Origin of the sequence: Streptococcus sp. E29BA, assembly GCF_041807805.1 — a bacterium.
Taxonomy (GTDB): domain Bacteria; phylum Bacillota; class Bacilli; order Lactobacillales; family Streptococcaceae; genus Streptococcus; species Streptococcus entericus.
In genome coordinates this window covers 31698-53169 of sequence record NZ_JBGTZA010000010.1, presented here as the reverse complement: position 1 = coordinate 53169, position 21472 = coordinate 31698, and the positions used below count along the sequence as shown (strand labels likewise).

General features: G+C 44.1%; 34 protein-coding genes and 1 pseudogene. All 35 read right to left on the bottom strand.

The features are described from left to right. Positions 1 to 6: 6 nt before the first annotated feature. Positions 7 to 447 (bottom strand): 50S ribosomal protein L15, encoded by a 441-nt coding sequence (gene rplO / locus ACERC8_RS03620; RefSeq protein ID WP_373658532.1) that lies wholly within the window; start codon positions 445 to 447, stop codon positions 7 to 9. 191 nt (positions 448 to 638) lie between these two features. Next, positions 639 to 818 carry a 50S ribosomal protein L30 gene (gene rpmD / locus ACERC8_RS03615; protein WP_018368211.1) on the bottom strand — a complete coding sequence of 60 codons (180 nt, stop codon included), beginning with the start codon at positions 816 to 818 and terminating at the stop codon, positions 639 to 641. 14 nt (positions 819 to 832) lie between these two features. Then, positions 833 to 1327, bottom strand: a complete 495-nt coding sequence (gene rpsE, locus ACERC8_RS03610) for a 30S ribosomal protein S5 (RefSeq protein ID WP_018368210.1) — start codon at positions 1325 to 1327, stop codon at positions 833 to 835. 17 nt (positions 1328 to 1344) lie between these two features. After that, the gene (rplR, locus tag ACERC8_RS03605) at positions 1345 to 1701 is read right to left on the bottom strand and encodes a 50S ribosomal protein L18 (protein WP_373658531.1); all 357 of its coding nucleotides are present in this window, start codon (positions 1699 to 1701) and stop codon (positions 1345 to 1347) included. 94 nt (positions 1702 to 1795) lie between these two features. Continuing rightward, a complete protein-coding gene (rplF, locus tag ACERC8_RS03600) occupies positions 1796 to 2332 on the bottom strand; it encodes a 50S ribosomal protein L6 (protein WP_373658530.1) in 537 nt (178 codons plus the stop codon). A 63-nt stretch (positions 2333 to 2395) separates the two neighbouring features. After that, a complete protein-coding gene (locus ACERC8_RS03595; protein ID WP_373658529.1) occupies positions 2396 to 2587 on the bottom strand; it encodes a hypothetical protein in 192 nt (63 codons plus the stop codon). Positions 2588 to 2743: 156 nt separating this feature from the next. After that, entirely contained in the window at positions 2744 to 3142 is a 399-nt protein-coding gene (gene rpsH / locus ACERC8_RS03590) for a 30S ribosomal protein S8 (RefSeq protein ID WP_373658527.1), read from the bottom strand. A gap of 151 nt (positions 3143 to 3293) precedes the next feature. Next, the gene (gene rpsN, locus ACERC8_RS03585) at positions 3294 to 3563 is read right to left on the bottom strand and encodes a 30S ribosomal protein S14 (RefSeq protein ID WP_018368205.1); all 270 of its coding nucleotides are present in this window, start codon (positions 3561 to 3563) and stop codon (positions 3294 to 3296) included. Between the two features lie 17 nt (positions 3564 to 3580). After that, positions 3581 to 4123, bottom strand: a complete 543-nt coding sequence (gene rplE, locus ACERC8_RS03580) for a 50S ribosomal protein L5 (RefSeq protein ID WP_018368204.1) — start codon at positions 4121 to 4123, stop codon at positions 3581 to 3583. Between the two features lie 23 nt (positions 4124 to 4146). Next, positions 4147 to 4452 (bottom strand): 50S ribosomal protein L24, encoded by a 306-nt coding sequence (rplX, locus tag ACERC8_RS03575; RefSeq protein WP_373658526.1) that lies wholly within the window; start codon positions 4450 to 4452, stop codon positions 4147 to 4149. 73 nt (positions 4453 to 4525) lie between these two features. After that, positions 4526 to 4894, bottom strand: a complete 369-nt coding sequence (gene rplN / locus ACERC8_RS03570) for a 50S ribosomal protein L14 (protein WP_373658525.1) — start codon at positions 4892 to 4894, stop codon at positions 4526 to 4528. Positions 4895 to 4915: 21 nt separating this feature from the next. Further along, a complete protein-coding gene (gene rpsQ, locus ACERC8_RS03565) occupies positions 4916 to 5176 on the bottom strand; it encodes a 30S ribosomal protein S17 (RefSeq protein ID WP_000440801.1) in 261 nt (86 codons plus the stop codon). Positions 5177 to 5198: 22 nt separating this feature from the next. After that, complete coding sequence (gene rpmC, locus ACERC8_RS03560; protein WP_018368201.1) at positions 5199 to 5405, bottom strand: 50S ribosomal protein L29; 207 nt, start codon at positions 5403 to 5405, stop codon at positions 5199 to 5201. Positions 5406 to 5415: 10 nt separating this feature from the next. Continuing rightward, a complete protein-coding gene (gene rplP, locus ACERC8_RS03555) occupies positions 5416 to 5829 on the bottom strand; it encodes a 50S ribosomal protein L16 (RefSeq protein WP_018368200.1) in 414 nt (137 codons plus the stop codon). Between the two features lie 3 nt (positions 5830 to 5832). Then, positions 5833 to 6486, bottom strand: coding sequence for a 30S ribosomal protein S3 (gene rpsC, locus ACERC8_RS03550; protein ID WP_373658524.1), 654 nt, complete (start codon positions 6484 to 6486; stop codon positions 5833 to 5835). Between the two features lie 12 nt (positions 6487 to 6498). Further along, positions 6499 to 6843 (bottom strand): 50S ribosomal protein L22, encoded by a 345-nt coding sequence (gene rplV, locus ACERC8_RS03545; protein ID WP_018368198.1) that lies wholly within the window; start codon positions 6841 to 6843, stop codon positions 6499 to 6501. Positions 6844 to 6858: 15 nt separating this feature from the next. Beyond that, on the bottom strand, positions 6859 to 7140 hold the full coding sequence (rpsS, locus tag ACERC8_RS03540; RefSeq protein ID WP_000533766.1) for a 30S ribosomal protein S19: 282 nt from the start codon (positions 7138 to 7140) through the stop codon (positions 6859 to 6861). Between the two features lie 312 nt (positions 7141 to 7452). Beyond that, complete coding sequence (gene rplB / locus ACERC8_RS03535; RefSeq protein ID WP_373658522.1) at positions 7453 to 8286, bottom strand: 50S ribosomal protein L2; 834 nt, start codon at positions 8284 to 8286, stop codon at positions 7453 to 7455. A gap of 17 nt (positions 8287 to 8303) precedes the next feature. Further along, on the bottom strand, positions 8304 to 8600 hold the full coding sequence (locus ACERC8_RS03530) for a 50S ribosomal protein L23 (RefSeq protein ID WP_018368196.1): 297 nt from the start codon (positions 8598 to 8600) through the stop codon (positions 8304 to 8306). Continuing rightward, entirely contained in the window at positions 8600 to 9223 is a 624-nt protein-coding gene (gene rplD / locus ACERC8_RS03525) for a 50S ribosomal protein L4 (RefSeq protein WP_018368195.1), read from the bottom strand. Before rplD ends, ACERC8_RS03530 begins: the two co-directional genes overlap by 1 nt. Before the next feature lie 24 nt (positions 9224 to 9247). Beyond that, positions 9248 to 9874, bottom strand: a complete 627-nt coding sequence (gene rplC / locus ACERC8_RS03520; protein ID WP_373658521.1) for a 50S ribosomal protein L3 — start codon at positions 9872 to 9874, stop codon at positions 9248 to 9250. Between the two features lie 104 nt (positions 9875 to 9978). Continuing rightward, a complete protein-coding gene (rpsJ, locus tag ACERC8_RS03515) occupies positions 9979 to 10287 on the bottom strand; it encodes a 30S ribosomal protein S10 (RefSeq protein WP_018368193.1) in 309 nt (102 codons plus the stop codon). 266 nt (positions 10288 to 10553) lie between these two features. Further along, the gene (locus ACERC8_RS03510; RefSeq protein ID WP_018368192.1) at positions 10554 to 10808 is read right to left on the bottom strand and encodes a hypothetical protein; all 255 of its coding nucleotides are present in this window, start codon (positions 10806 to 10808) and stop codon (positions 10554 to 10556) included. A gap of 90 nt (positions 10809 to 10898) precedes the next feature. Further along, entirely contained in the window at positions 10899 to 12872 is a 1974-nt protein-coding gene (gene ftsH / locus ACERC8_RS03505; protein ID WP_373658520.1) for an ATP-dependent zinc metalloprotease FtsH, read from the bottom strand. Between the two features lie 14 nt (positions 12873 to 12886). Next, on the bottom strand, positions 12887 to 13429 hold the full coding sequence (gene hpt / locus ACERC8_RS03500) for a hypoxanthine phosphoribosyltransferase (protein WP_018368190.1): 543 nt from the start codon (positions 13427 to 13429) through the stop codon (positions 12887 to 12889). After that, positions 13410 to 14693, bottom strand: coding sequence for a tRNA lysidine(34) synthetase TilS (gene tilS, locus ACERC8_RS03495; protein ID WP_373658519.1), 1284 nt, complete (start codon positions 14691 to 14693; stop codon positions 13410 to 13412). Before tilS ends, hpt begins: the two co-directional genes overlap by 20 nt. Further along, positions 14694 to 15962: a serine hydrolase gene (locus ACERC8_RS03490; protein ID WP_373658518.1), complete on the bottom strand. Its 1269-nt coding sequence runs from the start codon at positions 15960 to 15962 to the stop codon at positions 14694 to 14696. A 12-nt stretch (positions 15963 to 15974) separates the two neighbouring features. Then, complete coding sequence (locus ACERC8_RS03485; RefSeq protein WP_373658516.1) at positions 15975 to 16082, bottom strand: SP_0009 family protein; 108 nt, start codon at positions 16080 to 16082, stop codon at positions 15975 to 15977. Next, positions 16082 to 16453, bottom strand: a complete 372-nt coding sequence (locus tag ACERC8_RS03480; RefSeq protein WP_373658515.1) for a septum formation initiator family protein — start codon at positions 16451 to 16453, stop codon at positions 16082 to 16084. The genes ACERC8_RS03485 and ACERC8_RS03480 overlap by 1 nt, the downstream gene beginning before the upstream one ends. Beyond that, positions 16440 to 16712 (bottom strand): RNA-binding S4 domain-containing protein, encoded by a 273-nt coding sequence (locus ACERC8_RS03475; protein ID WP_373658514.1) that lies wholly within the window; start codon positions 16710 to 16712, stop codon positions 16440 to 16442. The genes ACERC8_RS03480 and ACERC8_RS03475 overlap by 14 nt, the downstream gene beginning before the upstream one ends. 87 nt (positions 16713 to 16799) lie before the next feature. Further along, positions 16800 to 17294: a helix-turn-helix domain-containing protein gene (locus tag ACERC8_RS03470; protein ID WP_373658513.1), complete on the bottom strand. Its 495-nt coding sequence runs from the start codon at positions 17292 to 17294 to the stop codon at positions 16800 to 16802. Between the two features lie 238 nt (positions 17295 to 17532). After that, on the bottom strand, positions 17533 to 18381 hold the full coding sequence (locus ACERC8_RS03465) for an aldo/keto reductase (RefSeq protein WP_373658512.1): 849 nt from the start codon (positions 18379 to 18381) through the stop codon (positions 17533 to 17535). Positions 18382 to 18633: 252 nt separating this feature from the next. After that, positions 18634 to 18762, bottom strand: a pseudogene (locus ACERC8_RS03460) (hypothetical protein); the annotation flags it as partial. A 34-nt stretch (positions 18763 to 18796) separates the two neighbouring features. After that, positions 18797 to 20023 (bottom strand): MFS transporter, encoded by a 1227-nt coding sequence (locus tag ACERC8_RS03455; RefSeq protein WP_373658511.1) that lies wholly within the window; start codon positions 20021 to 20023, stop codon positions 18797 to 18799. A gap of 98 nt (positions 20024 to 20121) precedes the next feature. Then, complete coding sequence (glnA, locus tag ACERC8_RS03450) at positions 20122 to 21465, bottom strand: type I glutamate--ammonia ligase (RefSeq protein ID WP_373658510.1); 1344 nt, start codon at positions 21463 to 21465, stop codon at positions 20122 to 20124. Between the last annotated feature and the right edge of the window lie 7 nt (positions 21466 to 21472).

The following is a 21472-nucleotide window of genomic DNA, read 5'->3' as shown; positions in this document are numbered from 1 at the left end:
CCTCGCTTAGATAACTTCTACTGAACCACCTTTAGCAATGATTGCTGCTTCAGCAGATTTTGAGAATTTCGCTGCTTTCACAGTGAGTTTTTTGGTCAACTCGCCATTGCCGAGAATCTTAATACCTGATTTCTCAGCCTTAACGATACCACGATCAATCAAGACAACTGGGGTTACTTCTGTGCCATCTTCAAAAACGTTAAGTGCATCAAGGTTTACCAAGGCATACTCTTTCGCATTGATATTGGTGAAACCACGTTTTGGCAAACGGTAGAACAATGGAGTCTGACCACCCTCGAAGCCTGGGCGAACGCCACCACCGCTACGAGCTTTTTGACCTTTTTGACCACGGCCAGAAGTTTTACCGTTACCTGATGAAGTACCACGACCAACGCGGTTGCGAGTTTTACGAGAACCTTCTGCAGGTTTCAATTCATGAAGTTTCATTTATTTTTCTCCTTTTTTAAAATGCTAGCGCTTCTCATCTGTGAAGGATACGCAGACCAGAAACTCGCCAATAAAACGGACTTGAAGTCGCCAGAAATCCTGGCGACTGAGTCCTATATGCATCGAGGCGACTATTTTTTATCGAAAATTGGTCGCCTCACAAAGGGCATCGCCCTCAGGCTTCTCACTGATTAGATTTCTTCTACTGTCAACAAGTGAGAGATTGCAGTAATCATGCCACGGATAGCAGGGTTATCTTCTTTGATAACGGTGCTATGTAATTTGCCAAGTCCAAGAGCAACAGCTGTTTTACGTTGCTCAGGCTTGCGTCCGATTGGAGACTTGGTCAAGGTAATTTTAAGTTGAGCCATGATAATCTCCTTTCTTATGCTAAGTCAGACACTGAGATGCCACGAAGAGCAGCTACTTCTTCAGCACGCTTCAATTGTTTCAAACCTTCAACAGTCGCACGAACGATGTTGATTGGAGTGTTTGAACCAAGTGATTTAGACGTGATGTCCGCAATACCTGCCAATTCGACAACGGCACGTACAGCTCCACCTGCAGCAACTCCAGAACCTTCAGCAGCTGGTTTCAACAAGACACGAGCGCCTCCAAAATCAGAGTAAACTTCGTGAGGAATTGTTGTTCCAACCATTGGTACATCAATAAGGTTTTTCTTAGCGTCTTCAACAGCCTTACGGATTGCTTCTGGAACTTCTTGAGCTTTACCAGTACCAAAACCAACACGACCGTTACGATCACCGACAACCACGAGAGCTGCAAAGCGAAGACGACGTCCACCTTTTACAGTTTTAGAGACACGGTTGACAGCAACCAAACGCTCTTCAAGTTCGGCTACGTTTTTTTCAAATGCCATTATTAAGTATCCTCCTATTAGAATTTCAATCCGTTTTCACGGGCTGAATCAGCCAAAGCCTTCACACGTCCGTGGTAAAGGTATCCACCACGGTCGAAGACCACTTCAGAAATACCTTTAGCAACTGCACGTTCAGCAACGAGTTTACCAACAACAATGGCTTGTTCTGTTTTTGTTCCCTTAGAAACAGCTTTGTCAAGAGTTGATGCACTTGCGAGCGTTACACCCGCTACGTCATCAATTACTTGAGCGTAGATGCCTGTATTAGAACGGAAAACGTTCAAACGTGGGCGTTCTGCAGTTCCAGAGAGTTTTCCGCGAACGCGACGGTGGCGTTTTTGGCGGATTTTATTTTTATCTGGTTTAGAAATCACAATTTTCACCTCTTACATTTTTTGTGCCCTAGGGCATGTTTAATAGACATAGCCGAGCGATTTAGTCAAGAAGACTGACCACTCGATTAGGCTATTATTTACCAGTTTTACCTTCTTTAAGACGAACGTATTCACCAACGTAGCGGATACCTTTACCTTTGTAAGGTTCTGGCGCACGCAAGCTACGCACATAAGCTGCTGTTTGACCAACAACTTCTTTGTTAATTCCTTCAACAGAGATTGAGGTAGGGTTCGTAACAGTGAAGGTAATACCAGCTGGTGCTTCAACTTCGTCTTGGTGAGATTTACCAAGTGAAAGAACCAATTTAGTTCCTTGCAGTTGTGCACGGTAACCAACCCCTTTGAGTTCAAGGTCTTTTTTGAAACCTTCAGATACACCAACAACCATGTTGTTAAGGTTGGCACGGCTAGTACCGTGGATAGTTTTCATTTCTTTTGAATCGTTTGGACGGTGCAGACTCACTTCGTTACCTTCAACACGAATGTCGATATTTGTGTCGAACTCACGAGTCAATTCACCTTTAGGTCCTTTAACAGTTACTAAGCCAGCATTTTGTGAGATTTCTACACCAGCAGGCAAAGTAATGATTTTTTTACCAATACGTGACATATTCTTTTATTCTCCTGTTAGATTATCAAGCCGCTCAACGCGACTAGTTTTCACGGGGGTGGATTAGAGTAAACCTAGCTTCTCTCTAAAAGCTTTGACAAACTCCTGATATTCTGTCAATACATCAATAGCAGCAGGACTATAGCCAATTTCACCTAAAAGAGACACGAGATCATCTTTTGATAATTCAGCCAAGGCGTCTTCTGCAACAACCAATTTTTCATTCAATTCAGTCGCTGTCATACTTTTCTTCAAAACCAATTTCCTCTCTATTTAGCTGACCTGTTAATCAGCTAAACTGAACACAAGCCACTACCTGTGCAAAAGTGATAAACTCTCCTAGAAACCAAGGTTTCTGCGTCAAGTTTCCTATTTTTGCTTTGGTAGCTTTATGCTCTTTGTATCTTGATTTTACCAAACGTAGGCAATCACTTCTCCACCAACGTTCTTTTGACGAGCTTCTTTATCTGTCAAGAGACCTTCTGAGGTAGAGATGATAACGATACCGAGTCCATTAAGGACACGTGGAATGTCGTCACGTTTTGAGTAAACGCGCAGACCTGGTTTTGAGATACGTTTCAAGTTTGTGATAACGCGCTCACCGTTAGCACCGTACTTCAAGAAGACACGGATGATGCCTTGCTTATCGTCTTCGATGATTTCGATGTTTTTCACAAAACCTTCGCGTTTCAGGATTTCAGCAATCCCTTTTTTGATGTTTGATGCAGGCACTTCAAGCACATCGTGCTTAGCCATGTTGGCATTACGAATGCGAGTTAAAAAGTCTGCAATAGGGTCAGTCATAACCATTTTATTTTTCTCCTCTTACTAGTAGTTTGCAAGACGCACTTGCTAGTTAATGATGCCCGATTGGGCAGGGGGTTAAATGCAGCTAGTGCTGTATTTAACTCAAGCAACAACCGATTTTTTTGTGGTTGTTTAACGCTCTCACATCATGTGATTACCAAGACGCTTTAGTGACACCTGGAATCTGACCTTTATGTGCCAATTCACGGAATGCGATACGGCTCAAGCCAAATTTGCCCATATAAGCATGCGGACGACCTGTCTCACGGCAACGATTGTGAAGACGAGTTGGAGATGCATTACGAGGTAATTTAGCTAAACCTTCATAATCACCAGCAGCTTTCAACGCAGCACGTTTTTCAGCATAGCGATCAACAATCTTTTGACGTTTTGCTTCACGAGCAACCATAGATTTCTTTGCCATTATTTTTACCTCCTATATTATTTAGCGAAAGGCATACCAAGGCCTTTTAGCAATGCACGTCCTTCTTCGTCAGTGTTTGCTGTTGTAACGATAACGATGTCCATACCACGAACTTTATCAACATCGTCAAAGCTAATTTCTGGGAAGATTAACTGCTCTTTGACACCAAGTGTGTAGTTACCACGTCCGTCAAATGATTTGGTTGGAACACCGTGGAAGTCACGAACACGCGGAAGTGAAACAGTTACCAACTTGTCCAAAAATTCGTACATGCGTTCACCACGAAGGGTAACTTTTGCACCGATAGCTACGCCCTCACGAAGACGGAAGCCGGCGATTGATTTTTTAGCTTTGGTGATCAGTGGCTTTTGACCTGAGATAAGTGCCAACTCAGCAGCAGCTTTCTCAAGGTTTTTAGCGTTAGAAGTCGCATCACCCACACCCATGTTAAGAACGATTTTCTCAATCTTTGGCACTGCCATGATAGATGGGTAGCTAAATTGTTCTGTCAAAGCAGGAACAACTTCTTTAAGGTATTTTTCTTTTAAACGATTTGCCATGTTACTTCTCCTTTCCTTCGTGATTAGTCAAGCAGCTCGCCTGATTTCTTGTTGTAACGAACTTTTTTGCCGTCAACAACCTTGTAACCAACACGACCAGCTACGCCGTTTTTGTCCAAGACTTGAACGTTTGAAACATGGATAGCTGCTTCTTTTTCAACAACGCCACCTTGAGGGAGGTCGTTGTTTGGTTTTTGGTGTTTTTTAACAAGGGCTACGCCTTCAACGATAACCTTGTTAACTTTTGGAAGTGCGCGAAGAACAACGGCTTCTTTGCCTTTGTCTTTACCAGCGATTACGCGAACTTTGTCGTCTTTTTTTACAAACATGTTTTTCTCCTATATTTTCTTACGCCCTAACGGGCACCCTGCGACTAGCGCAGGGGACTACGTTTGTTTGAAATTAAAGTACTTCTGGTGCCAATGACACAATCTTCATGAAGCCACCTTCACGCAATTCACGTGCAACTGGTCCGAAGATACGAGTACCACGAGGGTTTTTGTCCTCACGGATGATAACGGCAGCATTGTCGTCAAACTTGATGTATGAACCATCTAGACGACGGGCACCCGTTTTTGTACGTACGATAACAGCTTTGACAACGTCACCTTTTTTAACAGCGCCACCAGGAGTAGCTTGTTTTACTGAAGCAACGATAACGTCACCGATGTTAGCGAATTTACGACCTGAACCACCAAGAACTTTGATAGTCAAGATTTCGCGAGCGCCGCTGTTGTCTGCAACTCTCAGACGAGATTCCTGTTGAATCATTCCAATGTTCTCCTTTCAGGCTTAGATAATGACAGCTTCTTCAACAACTTCTACAAGGCGGAAGCGTTTTGTAGCTGACAAGGGACGAGTTTCCATGATACGAACGATGTCGCCTTCTTTAGCAACATTGTTTTCGTCATGGGCTTTGTATTTTTTAGAATAGTTGATACGTTTACCATAAACTGGGTGGTTACGTTTGGTTTCAACTACAACAGTGATGGTTTTATCCATTTTGTCAGACACGACACGTCCAACAAGAACTTTACGGTTATTGCGTTCCATTGACATACTCCTTCCCAATTTATTAGTTCAACTCAGATTGCACCGTTTTGATACGGGCAATTTGTTTTTTGACTTCTTTCAAACGAGCTGTTTTCTCTAATTGACCAGCTGCTGCTTGGAAACGAAGGTCAAATAATTCTTTTTTGAGTTCGTTTTCTTTTTTAGCAAGCTCTTCTTGAGAAAGACCACGAAGCTCTTTGACAAATTCTTGAATTTCTTTAAGTTTCATTGCCTTCTCCTTATTCTGCGTCGCGCTTGATAAATTTCACTTTAACTGGTAATTTGTGACCAGCAAGACGGAAAGCTTCGCGAGCGATTTCTTCAGAAACGCCTGCGACTTCAAACATCACTTTGCCACGTTTCACGGGCGCTACCCAACCTGCAGGTGCACCTTTACCAGAACCCATCCGCACACCGATTGCTTTTTCAGTGTATGATTTGTGAGGGAAGATTTTGATCCAAACCTTACCACCACGTTTCATGTAACGGGTCATCGCAATACGAGCAGCTTCGATTTGGCGGTTAGTGATCCATGAGCTAGTTGTTGCTTGAAGACCAAATTCACCAAAGTCAACTTGTTTACCGCCTTTAGCTTCGCCGCGCATTTTTCCGCGGAACTCACGACGGTGTTTGACACGTTTAGGTACTAACATGTGTTATTTACCTCCCTTAGTGTTTTTGCGAGCTGGCAAGACTTCACCACGGTAAATCCAAACTTTAACGCCTAGTTTTCCGTAAGTGGTGTCAGCTTCTTCCCAAGCATAATCGATGTCTGCACGAAGGGTGTGAAGCGGAACAGTTCCTTCAGAGTAACCTTCGCTACGGGCAATATCAGCACCGTTCAAACGACCTGAAACCTGAGTTTTAATTCCTTTTGCACCGGCACGCATCGTCCGTTGGATAGCTTGTTTTTGAGCACGACGGAAAGCCACACGTTGCTCAAGTTGCTTAGCAATGTTAAGACCAACCAAGTGAGCATCAAGATCAGGTTGTTTGATCTCAATGATGTTGATGTGAACTTGTTTGCCAGTCAATTTGTTCAATTCAGCACGCAGAGCGTCAACGTTGCTACCAGACTTACCGATAACCATACCTGGTTTAGCAGTGTGGATAGACACGATAACTTTGTTCACTGCACGCTGAATTTCGATTGTTGAAATTGATGCTTCAGCAAGCTCTTTGTTGATGAATTTACGGATTGCAAGATCCTCGTGGAGGTAATCTGCGTATTCTTTATCAGCGTACCATTTGGCATCCCAGTCACGGATGATACCAACACGCATACCAATTGGATGTACTTTTTGACCCACGTTCTTACCTCCTTATTTTTCTGACACAACCACTGTGATATGGGTTGTGCGTTTGTTGATTGGTGAAGCTGAACCTTTGGCACGTGGACGGAAACGTTTCATTGTTGGTCCTTCGTTTGCAAATGTTTCAGAAATCACCAAGTTAGCTTTCTCTAAACCGAAGTTGTTCTCAGCGTTAGCGATAGCTGAGTTCAAGACTTTCAGGATGATACCAGCTGCTTTGTTTGGTGTGAATGTCAAGATAGCGATGGCATCCGCAACATGTTTGCCACGGATAAGATCAAGAACAAGACGTGTTTTACGAGGTGAAACACGGACTGTACGAGCCATTGCTTTAGCTGAAGTAATTTCTGCCATTGTCTCCTCCTCCTATTATTTACGACGTGTTTTCTTGTCGTCTGCCGCGTGACCTTTGTAGGTACGAGTTGGTGCAAATTCACCAAGTTTGTGACCTACCATGTCCTCTTGGATGTATACAGGCACGTGTTTACGACCATCATATACAGCGATTGTGTAGCCGATAAAGCTTGGGAAAATCGTTGAACGACGTGACCAAGTTTTGATAACTTTTTTCTTCTCGTCGTTAGCTTGAGCTTCAACTTTTTTCATCAAATGCTCATCGACGAAAGGTCCTTTTTTAAGACTGCGTCCCATTTTGTAATGTTCTCCTTTAAAATATGTACCACAGCGGCCTGGGAACTGGGCAGAGTCACAAGACCATGTTCAATGTCCAGACGATGCGCAGTTGATTGGAAATTTCGACGTAGCGAAGCTACTAGAAACTGCAATCAACTACTGCGCCAAACTGGCATTTCAATCAAACGATAATCTTGGAACTTCAAGTCCAGTAGAAACCCTACCGAGCTGGCGGAAGTCCTGAGGTTGAGTTGTTCTTGTTGCTTTTTGGATAACCAATCAGTCTTTTCAAGCTCAACCCACAGCTAGATAACGGAATTAACTCTTAGCTTATTTTTCGTTGCGACGACGAACAATCAACTTGTTAGAACGTGCTTTTTTGTTACGAGTTTTAAGACCAAGAGCTGGTTTACCCCAAGGGGTAGATGGCGCTTTTCGACCAACCGGTGCTTTACCTTCACCACCACCGTGTGGGTGATCGTTAGGGTTCATAACAGAACCACGAACAGTTGGGCGGATGCCTTTCCAACGGTTACGACCTGCTTTACCGATGTTAACGAGTGAATGTTCACCGTTACCAACTGTACCAATAGTCGCACGGCAAGTTGACAAGATCATGCGCACTTCGCCTGATTGCAAGCGAACAAGGGTGTACTTACCTTCGTGACCCAATACTTGCGCAGAAGTACCAGCGGCACGAACTAATTCACCACCGCGACCTGGCTTCAACTCAATGTTGTGAATCACTGTACCAACTGGGATGTTAGCAAGCGGCAACGCGTTACCTGTTTTAATGTCCGCTTCGGGACCAGAAACGATGCGTTGACCTACTTCCAAGCCTTTTGGCGCAATGATGTAAGCTTTAATCCCGTCTGTGTAATGAACCAAAGCGATGTTTGCAGAACGGTTTGGATCATACTCGATGGTCTTAACAATTGCTTCAACATTGTCTTTGTTACGTTTGAAGTCAATCAAACGGTAGTGGCGCTTGTGTCCTCCACCGTGGTGGCGAACTGTGATGCGGCCAGCGTTGTTACGGCCTGCTGTTTTCTTCAGTGAAACAAGCAAGCTTTTCTCTGGTTTGTTTGTTGTGATGTCAGCGAAATCCAAAGAAGTCATGTTACGACGGCCATTTGTCGTTGGTTTATAAATTTTAATACCCACGTGATTTCCTCCTTAGATTATTCCGCTTCAGCAGCGAACAACTCGATCGCTTTTGAGTCAGCTGTCAACGTCACAATTGCTTTTTTCGTTTTGCTAGTGAACCCTGCGTAACGACCAACGCGTTTCGCTTTTGGTTTCACGTTAACTGTGTTGATAGTTGCTACTTTAACACCGTCAAAAGCAGCTTCAATCGCTTGTTTGATCAACAATTTGTGAGCGCGAGTGTCAACTTCAAAGGTGTATTTACCTGCTTCAAGAGCAACCATAGACTTCTCAGTAATCACTGGCTTTTTGATAACGTCATACAAATTCATTAGGCAAGAACCTCCTCGATGGTAGAGATTGCTTCTTTAGTAACAAGAAGTTTGTCTGCGTTAACGATGTCAAGCACGCTTGCTGTTTTAGCTGTTGCCACTTTAACACCTGGGATGTTACGAGCTGACAATTCAGCGAATTTGTTACCTTCTTCAAGGATAACAAGCACTTTTGAATCGATAGCAAGAGCTGCAAGCACGTTTGCAAATTCAGCAGTTTTTGGAGCTGCGAATGAAAGGCTATCTACAGCTACAAATTTCTCTTCAGCCACTTTAGCTGAGTAAACTGATTTCAAAGCAAGGCGACGCATTTTTTGCGGCAATTTATAGCCGTATGAACGTGGAGTTGGTCCGAAAACCACACCACCGCCACGCCATTGTGGTGAGCGGATTGAACCTTGACGGGCACGTCCAGTTCCTTTTTGGCGCCATGGTTTGCGACCACCGCCTGATACGGCTGCACGGTTTTTAACCGCGTGTGTACCTTGGCGAAGGCTAGCACGTTGGCTGATAATCACATCAAAGACAACTGATTCATTTGGCTCGATGCCGAACACCGCTGGGTTAAGCTCGATGGAGCTCAACTCTTTACCAGTTTGGTCGAATAATTTTACATTTGCCATGTTAACTGATTTCCCCTTTCCTTATTATTTAGCAGCTTTGACTGCTGATTTAACGATGATAAGAGATTTCTTAGCACCTGGAACGTTACCTTTAATCAAAAGAACGTTTTTCTCTGGAATAACTTGTACGATTTCAAGGTTTTGAATCGTCACACGGTTGCCACCCATACGGCCTGCAAGGTTTTTACCTTTGAAGACACGGTTAGGCGCTACAGGACCCATTGATCCTGGACGACGGTGGTAACGAGAACCGTGAGCCATTGGACCACGAGATTGACCGTGGCGTTTGATGACGCCTTGGAAACCTTTACCTTTAGATGTACCAGTAACATCTACAACATCTCCGGCAGCAAATTGCTCAACGGTGATTTCTTGACCAACTTCCAAGCCTTCAATGTTTTTGAATTCACGAATGAAGCGCTTAGGAGTCGTGTTTGCTTTTGCAGCGTGACCTTTGGCAGGTTTGTTGCTCAATACTTCGCGTTTGTCATCAAAACCAACTTGGACAGCTTCGTAACCGTCTGTCTCAAGAGTTTTCACTTGAAGCACCACGTTTGGTGCTGCTTCGATGACAGTAACAGGGATAAATTCACCAGTTTCAGTGAAGATTTGAGTCATTCCCACTTTTTTCCCTAAGATTCCTTTTGTCATGAGAACATGTTTCCTTTTCAGATTTTATTAAAAAGTTTTTAATGAGCGTTTTTCATGCTCAAAAAAGTTTTTTAGGAGCGTTTTTCGTGCTCCGTCTCATCAAATTAAAGTTTGATTTCGACATTTACACCACTTGGCAGATCAAGTTTCATCAAAGCGTCAACTGTTTTTTGAGTTGGGTTGATGATGTCAATCAAGCGTTTGTGGGTACGCATTTCGAACTGCTCACGAGAGTCTTTGTACTTGTGAGTCGCACGAATAATCGTGTAGAGGCTACGCTCAGTCGGAAGTGGTACTGGACCAGCAACTGTCGCACCAGTGCGAGTAGCTGATTCTACGATTTTTGCAGCTGCTGTGTCAAGAGTACGGTGTTCGTACGCTTTCAAGCGGATGCGGATTTTTTTGTTTGCCATCTTTGTCTCCTTTTCGTCTATATAAGATATAGGCTAGCTCCCCAAGAAAACCAACACGAGTTGCGTGGCAATGCAACCGAGCGTGTCGCAACCTCTTGGCTCAAGGCTAAGGCTGTTTTTTACAGCACTCCTAGTATTCTACCAGATATGCTAGGAGATTGCAAGAGTTTCGACTTGTTTTTTTACAAAAAATATAAAACAACCTGCTTCTAATTAAAAAAGACTCACTGACTAAGTCAGCAAGTCATTGTTTGATCTTCTCCCAACTAATCCTGATAAAACAAGATGGTACTAAGGTGCTTCACAAAGTGCGTTCTAAAGGCGAGTTGCAATCGGACAGTATCGTAACTAAGCTCTGGAAAATTATTCAGTAGCTCTGTAAGAACATACTGCCCTTCTGTGTCCCAGTCGCTAATCAGCCACAAGTTCTTAGCATATAAGGCTCGCATATGTTGGACAATCGCTTGAACCTTTGAATAATGGAGTTCTAAAGTAGAAATAGTAGAATAAGTGTAATGCATGGCTTTCTCCTTTTGATGTTGATGGTTTAATTATAGCGACTGTTAAAAAGAAAAAACAGGACAAAACCGTCCTGTTTAAACTGTTATGACTTATGACTCGTCATTTGCCATACGCTCTTTGATCTCATCATAGGATAAAGCATGTGGCGCCTCAACTTGTTCGTCCATATCCTTAGGCATGCTGCCTGTTTCATAAAGCGATTTGATTTGGGCTGCATCTAAAGTTTCGTGTTTAATCAAAGCCTGAGCAATGATTTCCAACTTGTCTAAGTTAGCGGTGATAACCTCTGTCGCCTTGTCCATAGCTTCTGTTAGAAGGTGACGGACTTCAGCATCAATGAGAAGTGCTGTCTCATCAGAGTAAGACTTATCTGGTACCCCTTGTCCTGGGAGGATAGCATGATTACCCTGATACTGAACAGGTCCAAGTTTGTCGCTCATCCCATACTCAGTGACCATCGCGCGCGCCAGACCAGTCGCTTGTTCAAGGTCGTTTGAAGCACCTGCTGTTTGGATGTTAAACTTGAGTTGCTCTGCTACACGACCACCCATGAGACCTGCCAACTGCTCCTTCATTTCGTCCTTAGAATGAACCATCTCATCTTCTTTAGGAAGAGCGAGCATATACCCACCTGCACGGCCACGAGGAACAATGGTAACCTTGTGAACATCGCGAGCATTGGACAAGACTAGACCGACAACGGTATGACCAGCCTCGTGATAAGCAACCACCTCATTTTGATGTTTAGAGCGCTGCCTATCTTTTTTAGACGGACCAGAGATGACACGATCTTCTGCTTCATCAATATCACTGGCATCAATTTTGGTCTTGTTGCGACGTGCGGCAACTAGGGCAGCTTCATTAAGGACGTTTTCTAGGTCAGCACCAACAAAACCTGGGGTATGTTGGGCAACAACTTTCAAATCAACATCATCTGCCAGAGGCTTGTTCTTAGCATGGACACGCAGAATAGCTTCGCGACCTTTGACATCTGGTCGTCCAACCAAAACTTTGCGGTCAAAGCGTCCCGGACGCAAAAGAGCCGGATCCAGCACATCTGAACGGTTGGTCGCCGCAATGACGATGATGCTTTCGTTCCCTTCGAAACCATCCATCTCAATCAAGAGCTGGTTGAGGGTTTGTTCACGTTCGTCATTACCACCCCCCATGCCTGCGCCGCGTCGGCGACCGACCGCGTCAATTTCATCGATGAAAATAATGGCACGCTCTGCCTTTTTAGCGTCTTCAAAGAGTGAACGCACACGGCTAGCACCAACACCGACAAACATCTCAACAAAGTCAGACCCTGAGATTGAGAAGAACGGAACACCCGCTTCACCAGCCACCGCTTTGGCAAGCAAGGTTTTACCTGTTCCTGGGGGACCCTCAAGGAGAATACCTGCTGGAATCCGAGCACCTAAATCCTTGTATTTCTTAGGGTTTTTAAGGAAATCAACAACTTCAACCAGCTCTTGCTTTTCTTCTTCTGCACCCGCAACATCAGAGAAGCGGATTTTGACATCGCCTTTGTTAGCTGGTTTGATTTTGTTACGACCGAAGCTCATCGGATTGCGGCCACCGCCTCCTGCACCGCCACCCATCATGGTCGTTAAGAAAAACATCATGAGGACAAGTGGCAAGAAACTCATCAAAACAGAGACCCATGTTCCCGTAGAGCTTTCAGGAATAACCTTTAAGCTAGTTTCTTTACCCTTGGTCGCTTCCTGTATGGTTTGCAAGGAAGTCTCGCTGGTCAACAGGGTAGCAGAAAACTTTTCAACCGTAATAGTTGGACTTCCAAAAAAGGAAAGTTCGCTTGTTTCTTTGACCTTTTGCGGTTCCTTATAGGTTCCGGTGACCTTAATCACACTACCGGCAGGCTGATAGGTAATGTCTTTAACTTTATCTTCCTCAATCGTTTTAATCAAGGTTGAGTAGTCTATCTTCTGGCTTGTTGTTCCATTTCCTAAAAAGAAATACTGAAATCCAAAAATCAAGGTTACAATCGTGATGATGTAAAGAAATGGATTTCTGACAAAGCCATTTGGTTTTTTATTATTCATCTAAACACTTTCTATTACTTGTTATAAACATCTTCTTTCAAGATACCGATGTAAGGTAGGTTACGGTACTTTTCCTCATAGTCAAGCCCAAAACCGACAAGAAACTCATTGGGTACTCGGCAACCAACATAGTCAGCTTGGATATCAATGACCCTAGCTTCTGGCTTGTCGATCAAAGTCACAATCTTGATAGAAGCAGCTTTCCTATACTCAAACATATCACGCAGATACCTCAGCGTACGACCAGTATCAATGATATCCTCGACGAAAATCACATCACGCCCTTCGATATTAGTATCAACGTCCTTGATAATTTTGACTTCACCACTGCTAGACACGCCACCATGATAGCTTGATACCACCATAAAATCTAACTCAACATGGGTATCGATATGCTTAATTAACTCAGCCATAAAAGGAATGGCACCTTTTAGAACACCGACCAGAAGTGGCGTTTTGCCGGCATAGTCTTCGGTCAGTTGCTTCCCTAAGCGCTTGGCTTCCGCAACAATCTGCTCATTGGTATAAAGAACTGTTTTAATATCCTGCTCTAACATCTTTGTCTCCTTGTCTTACAATCGTTACACTGAACCTCATTATATCACGTTTCGGGTCTTTTCTCAAATAAGTTTTATCACTGGTCACAACGATTTCAATCTGTCCGTGTTGTTCTATCACGAGAGCCTTATGGCGGTCATTTAGCGGTAGCTTATCATCGATAAACAGTCGCGATAGTTTTTTGTGAAAATGGCCGAGCTGAATCTTATCCCCAGCCAAAGGCGACCGTATGAGCAAGGCCGATGAATCTGGCAACAAGTAAGTGGACTCTTGATTTTCAGAAAAAGCAATCAAAAAATCATTGAAAACCACTTCTTCTCCATAGTTTAACACGATGGGTGGCTGAGGCAAATCCGTCTCAGGATTGATTTTTTCGATTCGCCAATGGCTGTAATCCTTTATCAGCCAGTAGCCATTCTTTAATGGGGCACGGTAATTAGCTTTTGTTCTTAAAACAGTCAAGACTTGTTGGTACTGAGCCTTACTCAAGGCTAAATCAGCAAAAGACGATAGGTAATCTTGCAGCAGAAAATACTGAACGGCTGGTGTTTGCTGCCTGAACACCGACACCTCTGTCGCAGACAAACCCTGGGATAAATCAGACAGGGCTGTCAAAAGTAATAAACTCTCTCGACCTAGATCCAACAAGTGCTGGTCAAGTTTTGGACTTTCCTGCCGCAAATAAGGTAAATACTCCAAACGAACACGATTTCGGGTATAAGTAGACTCTTGATTAGACTGGTCTTCAAAGTGTTCGCTGTCTGGAAAATCTGACTTAGAAAAAGAAAGCAAGGGACGAATCAGTTGCCCGTACCCGAAGGATTGAACCTCTTTTATCCCGGATAAATGCCGCAGGCGGCTCCCCCTCAACAGCCTCATCAAAATCGTTTCAACCTGATCATCACGATGATGCCCCGTCACCAAAGCAGTATAGCCCTGCTCTGCCATGATATGAGAAAAAAAAGCATACCGAAAATCACGTGCTTTTTCTTCTGAAAAAGCTCCTGAAAAATGAGCGACAAAAATAGGCAACTGCAACCGCTCCGCCAAGCTACGCAGATGGTTTTCTTCGTCAGTTGACTCAGGCCGTTGCTGATGGTTGACATGAGCAATTCCCAGCTCAATCCCCAGCTCCTCACGCCAATCATAAAGAAGATTGAGCAAGGTCATGGAGTCCAATCCTCCCGAAACAGCAACCAATACCTGTTGATGATGAGTAAAATAGCCCTTAGCCAAGAAGTGCTTTAATAGTTTTTTCTTCATTTATTTCAATAGATTGTAAACGTCATTAGCAATGGCAGTGATCTCATCATAGGAACTATGGGCGGTCAGAATAGATAAAACAAAGGGACGCTCTGCATAGACGACGGCAACATCATGACGGAATTCATCGGCATCACCTGTTTTATGGGCAACAGGGACTGCGATGTCTTTTGAGATACGGCTATCATCAAAAGCTGTCTCTGTCATATAAGTCAGCGCCTCTCCACCCTGGTGATAAAGCTCTGCCATCATCTGTCCAGCTATCTTAGCTGATAACTCCCGCTTCACCATATCCCATTCATCACCAAGCAACAACCAAATATCCGTTTGAAAAGCCCTGTTCAGCTGATCTGCAACATAGTAACCTAGCATGTTACTTGCCACATTATCTGATTGCTTGGTCACAGCCTTTAACAAGTGCTCAACGGTATAGTCCTTGCCGTCTGGTATCTTGCTAATATTCCCAGCCCCTTCAGGGTCATAAAATCCTCTAGACCGATTGACCTCTGGTATGTACTTAAAGGTATCTGACAGCTTAATCGCACCGTCATTGAGCTGTCTTTGGGTCTCATAAATCGTCGCTAGTTTGGTGATGCTGGCACCATACATCCCTTGTTCAGCATTGACGCCTGCTTCTGCACCATCATCTAAACGCTGAATGTAAATAGACAAGTTGTTTTTTTGGTACTTGTCCAATAGCAGAGCTTGAACAACGTCAATAGGATCAGTGTACAGCTCTTCGCTCGATACCCAACCCTTACCAGCAATCAGGTAATAGACCCCATCATGGGTGGTGGCTTGTTCTGTGACGAGTAGCTGCTGACGGGCTACCAAGTCTGTTTTGACTTCCTTAGCCCCGATGACGTAGGGCTTATCATAGACTGTTGCCCCTGCTCTCAGCCAAACGGTCTGTGACACCTGTTCTCTACTCAACTCCACATCATCAAACACCACCAACTGACTGGCTTCGATAAAGTGACCATCGGCTAGCTTGAAAACCGGCAAGAGGTTGTCGTTGATGATTAACTCCTTAATGACAAGAGACTCATCAGCAGATACCAGCTGACCAAACTCGGTTAGGTTTTTATCCAGATAAGCCCGTGTCTCTTGAAAGAGGCGAGGATTCTTTGGAATCGTCGAAAAATCTGATGTCCGTGCTAGAAAACTCTTTTTTTCAGCCTCGGTCAAAACGAGCTCGTGCTCTGTGCTAATGATGGTCAGAGGTGCCAAAAAAACAGGCAGAACCATCAGTGCTAACAGTTTTTTCACAGCTCCTCCTTCCTATGTGTCAGTCTGTTCTCTCAGTGCTTGGTTCTTCTCAGCTAATTCTTCCAGCTTGTCATCTGAGTAAGCCAGAAATTTTTCAATTGTTTTAATTAAATCGTCCATTATTTTGGTAATAAATCAGGCAAGAGATAGACCGTCTCACCTTCTAGTGAATAATAGTATTTGGCGCGAGCGTATTTTTCAACATATTCTTCATTTTGTAGCCGCCGTGCCAACTCTTTTTGCTTGGCCGTCTCAGTTTGGACGTCTTTATAAGTCTGCTTGAGCGTCTCAATTTCAGCTTTTTTTTCATTGAGTTTGACGTAACTGGCCACCATATTGTAGGTTGGCAGGATAAAGAGCAGGACAATCAGCACCATGGTAACACCTAAGAAACGGTGGTGTTTTTTCGTCTCCTCAGCCTGATAACGCCTCTTTAGTTGCTCGTCTTGGATAAACTCATTATTGATTTGGACAACTTTAGACGTCTTCATGATCCTCTATCCTCGTTTCGCTGATGATGTCGTACATCTTGCTCGCGTCTTCTTTCTTGGTACTGTCCAGCATCTCCAGAACACGCACGGTCAAGAGCTTGTTCCCAAAGCGGATTTCCACCTCGTCATTTATTTTCAAGTCCGTTGACGATTTTGCCAAGATGCCATTGACCTTGATTCGTCCCTTGTCTGCGACTTCCTTGGCAACTGTCCGCCGCTTGATAATCCGCGACACCTTCAAATACTTATCTAATCTCATGGGTTCACCTCCCTAACTATCCTATTTTATCACTTTTTTGGAAAAATAGCAGAGCTAAACGCAGAAAAAGTGAGCCTAAACTCACTTTTACCAGAATAATAATGCCGACACAGCTGTACCTGCAAAGAAAATCAACCAGATGGAGAAAATCAATTTTACCGTGAACCAAATATCCCCACGAACACTGGGCTCATGTTTTTTCTTATTGTCCAAGAAGTTGAGAATATCAGCATAGGTTCTAAAATCTTGACTTTTCCAGATATGAAAAATCTGCGCATGTGCATGAATGACAGGAATCGCTAACAGGCTAATTAAAAGAGTAAATTGAGTACCTGTCAACAAAAATCTTGTGGGATAAGCGATAGAAAAGATAAAGAAGGAAATACCAGCAATAAACACCCATTTTTTGAATTGTTTTTGATTTACTTGATGCTTCATCTCATCAATGTCTCCTTTTACTAAATCATCCAAGGACACATCAAAATAGGTCGCTATCAAGAGCAGGCTATTGATGTCGGGATAGGTTTGCCCCCTCTCCCAGTTGGAAATGGTTTGACGTGACACATAAAGTTTCTCCGCCAACTCTTCCTGTGATAACCCCCTTTCTTTTCTAAGTTTTCTTTTCTAAGTGACACTAGTCTGCCTTGTAGTTCCATTGTGATGTCCTCCTTGGTGATACCAGATTACCGCTTTTCCTCCCAGTTTACCACAAAATTCCTTTGTCAGGGAGGCTTTTCTGTGACAAAAGGCTTTGACAAGGGCTGTTTTTAGTGACAAAAAGGTTTACAACCTTGACAATGTTGTAAACCTTTCTCACTTGTTAAAAATTAACCTCATCTGGATTGGACTGGCTCTTCACACCGTCCAATTTATCCAGTATAGCAATATCTGCTGCGCTGAGGGTCAGACCAAAGCAGTCGAGGTTGGCTGCGATGTTGGCTGGAGTAGCTGATTTAGGAAGAGGAAGGAAGCCTTTTTGCAGCGACCACGCCAAGGCAAGCTTACCAACAGGTACCTGGTAGCGCTCTGCCATTTCCTCCACAAGAGGGTTCCCAAAAAGCGTTCCAGTTCCAAAAGGACTATACGCCTCCAGCAAGATACCATGCTGCTGACAAAGGGCAACCAACTCCTCCTGAGTAGTGCCTGGCGCTAGGAGCACCTGATTGACATGAGGGATAATATCAGCCGTCTCAAGCAAAGCCTCAATGTGGTGGGGCATGAAGTTTGACACACCAATTGCTCGGATCTTACCTTCCTCATAGAGGTCTTCCAAAGCAGACCAGACTTGGGCGTTACGGTTCCGCCAACCCTCAGCATCCTGATCACGGAGGCTCTTAGGATTTGGCCAGTGGATCAGTACCATGTCCAGATAACTGACACCCAGCTTATCCATGGACTCTAGCACAGAGTCCCTCGCACTGTCATAGTCTTGCTTATCATTCCAGACTTTGGTCGTCAAGAAAATGTCCTCACGCGCCAGATTGCTGTCTGCAATGGCACGACCAACCGAGCGCTCATTGCCATAAATCTGCGCTGTGTCAATATGCCTATAGCCTACTGCAAGAGCATTTTTTACTGCCTCATAGGCAACCTCGCCCTCTGGAATCTGCCAGGTTCCAAAGCCAATCTTTGGAATAGCAACGCCGTTCGTCAATGTATAATGTTCCATCTAAAACCTCCTGTTACTGATAGGTCTATTATAGGTTAATTGCCGAGCAGAGGCAAGAAAGTGGTATCGTAAACGTTCTTGGAATGAGTGATAATTTTCTTTTCACCAGCTATCAACCGATTAAAATAGCTATTTTGCCTTCGAGATTAAGCTAGCGTTAGAACAGCTGACCGATTGCCTAACAGCCAATCAAAAAAACCATCTACCTGCAGGCAATCAACCACAAGATAAATGGTATAGATTAGTGCAAATTTAATACAAATCAAGGTAATGATCAATTTCCCACTGGGAAACAAAGCTGGCATAGCTTGCCCACTCGATGCGCTTGGCCTCATAAAAATCGGTAAAGATATGTTCTCCCAAGGCAGAGCGAACAGCATCAGCAGTTTATCATCCGAGTAATGTTTGATTGAGGCTAGCGAGCAATGCCTTTCATTTTTGCCCCCTGAACAATCAAGAAAAGACCTAAGCTAGCCACCAAAACAAAACTAATTTGAACACCCAACACCCCAGTAAATTCACTCAGGGAAACCATACTACCTGCAAGGATGTAACCAATTGGGTGAGCCATGGCAATAAAGCCCGAATAGGAGCCAATTTTATTCTGATCCATCATGTCTGCCCGTAAGACTTGACTAGCTGGAACATTGATCATCTCACCTACCGTATAAACGACAGCTGACAACAAAATCAACCAGAGGTTTTTGAAGGTAAAGGCCGAAAAGATACCCACCGCAAAAATCGTCCCTCCTAAGACCAACTGAGGAATCAGTTTCATCGGTTTAGTCCAACGGTTAGCTGTTGTCATCAGAAACACAATCATGATTGTGTTGATTAAAACTGCTAAGCTCAGCAATTTTGCCCCAGTTATCTCAATGCCAAAGACCACCGTCGGCTGGTAGATGGTTTTGTAATGAATGGGAATATAGTTGTCAATTTGAGTCCAGACCGCCGAAAAAAGGACGACTCCAAACGTGTACACTATAAACGCGCAATCCTTAACCACCTCACCATAGTTCTTGAAGGTGGAAAGTAGCCCCTGACCGTGATGAAACACAAAATCAGCCGGCCTGGTCTCCTCAAACTTCCAGAGCATGATGAGATAAGTGACAGCCGCAATACCTGTCATGGCCAAGAGCAATTCAAAGAAGTGTTTGTCATAAAAGGCACCAGCAACACCTGATCCCAGCATCACCGCCACATTGAGAATCCAATAACTAATGGTGTAAACAAAACGACGATTCCCCTCATTAGTTAAATCAACGATCATGGCATCATAGGCAGGATGGGCAAAGTTGGAAAAAACTTCCACCGTAAAAATCCCAACAAAGGTTAATAGCGGCTGAACCTGACCAGGAATATTAGCAAATAAGGTCACCAGGTAGCCAATCAAAACACCTAGATTGCCCCAATCCGTTACTGTTTTACGCCCCAGCGAGTCTGCCAAGTGGCCGCCATAAAGAATGGCGATAAAGCTGGCCGCCTGAGTGCCCATGACTAAAAGCCCCGTCACAAAAGCCCCAAAATACTGGACGTAATACATGGACATAAAGGGAAAAATAGCAGAGCCTAAGATAATGGAAACAAACCGCAAACCTTCTCGCCATTGGAGTTGCTTGGGTAAAGAGAAAAATTCTGTCATGGTTATCTTTCTAAACTATTGTTTCTTCCCATTTTAACACAAAAAGCGGCTGAAAGCCACTCCCGCCGATTATCCTATCGTTAATTGGTTAACTGGGTTTAATACAAATCGAGGTAATTATCAATTTCCCACTGGGAAACAAAACTGGCATAGCTTGCCCACTCGATGCGCTTGGCCTCATAAAAATTGGTAAAGATATGCTCTCCCAAGGCAGAGCGAACAACATCAGATGTTCGGAGTGCTTTTAGGGCATTGTGCAAGGTTGACGGCAAATCAATAATGCCTGCCGCACGTCGCTCCTCTCTGGACATGCCATAAATATTAGTCTCAACCGGCTTAGGTGCTTCAATCTGATTAACAATCCCATCCAAACCAGCCTCAAGTAAGACCGCCATAGCCAGGTAAGGGTTGGCTGTCGGATCAACCGAACGTAGCTCCAGCCGTGTCCCCATTCCTCGGCTAGCAGGAACACGAATGAGTGGTGAACGATTGCGACCAGCCCAAGCGATATAGACAGGCGCCTCAAAACCTGGGACCAGACGTTTATAGGAGTTCACCGTTGGATTGGTAATGGCAGTGTAGCTATAAGCATGTGCCATCAAGCCACCAAGGAAGTAATAAGCGTCTTGTGACAGCCCCATTCCCCTTGGGTCTTTTGGATCTTCAAATGCGTTGCCCTGCTCATTAAAAAGGGACATGTTGCAGTGCATTCCTGAACCAGCAATGCCGTATTTGGGTTTGGCCATAAAGGTCGCATACATGCCGTGCTTACGGGCGATCGTTTTAACAACCAGCTTGAATAACTGAATATTATCACAGGCTTTCAGGACATCGGCATACTTGAAATCAATCTCGTGCTGACCGACAGCACATTCGTGATGGCTAGCTTCGACTTCAAACCCCATCTGGGTCAAGACGTTGACAATCTCGCGTCGGGTATTGTCCGCCAAATCTGTCGGTGCTAAATCAAAATACCCACCCTTATCATTGACTTCCAGGGTCGGAGCTCCTTTTTCGTCTAGCTTAAAGAGGAAAAACTCAGGCTCTGGACCAAGGTTAAAGGAAGTGTAGCCTAGCTCTTTCATATGCGATAGCGCTCGTTTCAAATTGCCACGCGGATCTCCAGCAAAAGGCTCACCCTCGGCTGTATAAACATCGCAAATCAGACCTGCCACCGCACCATTCTCATCTCCCCAAGGAAAAACAATCCAGGTATCCAAGTCGGGGTAAAGGTACATGTCAGACTCATTGATCCGGACAAATCCTTCGATGGAGGAACCGTCAAACATGGCTTTATTTGATAACACTTTTTCTAGCTGTTCTGGCGTTGCAGGAATTTCAACGTTTTTCATCGTTCCTAGAATATCTGTAAACATTAAACGTAAGAACGTGACATTTTTTTCTTCAACTTGTCGGAGAATATCCGCTTTAGTGATGGTCATAACTACT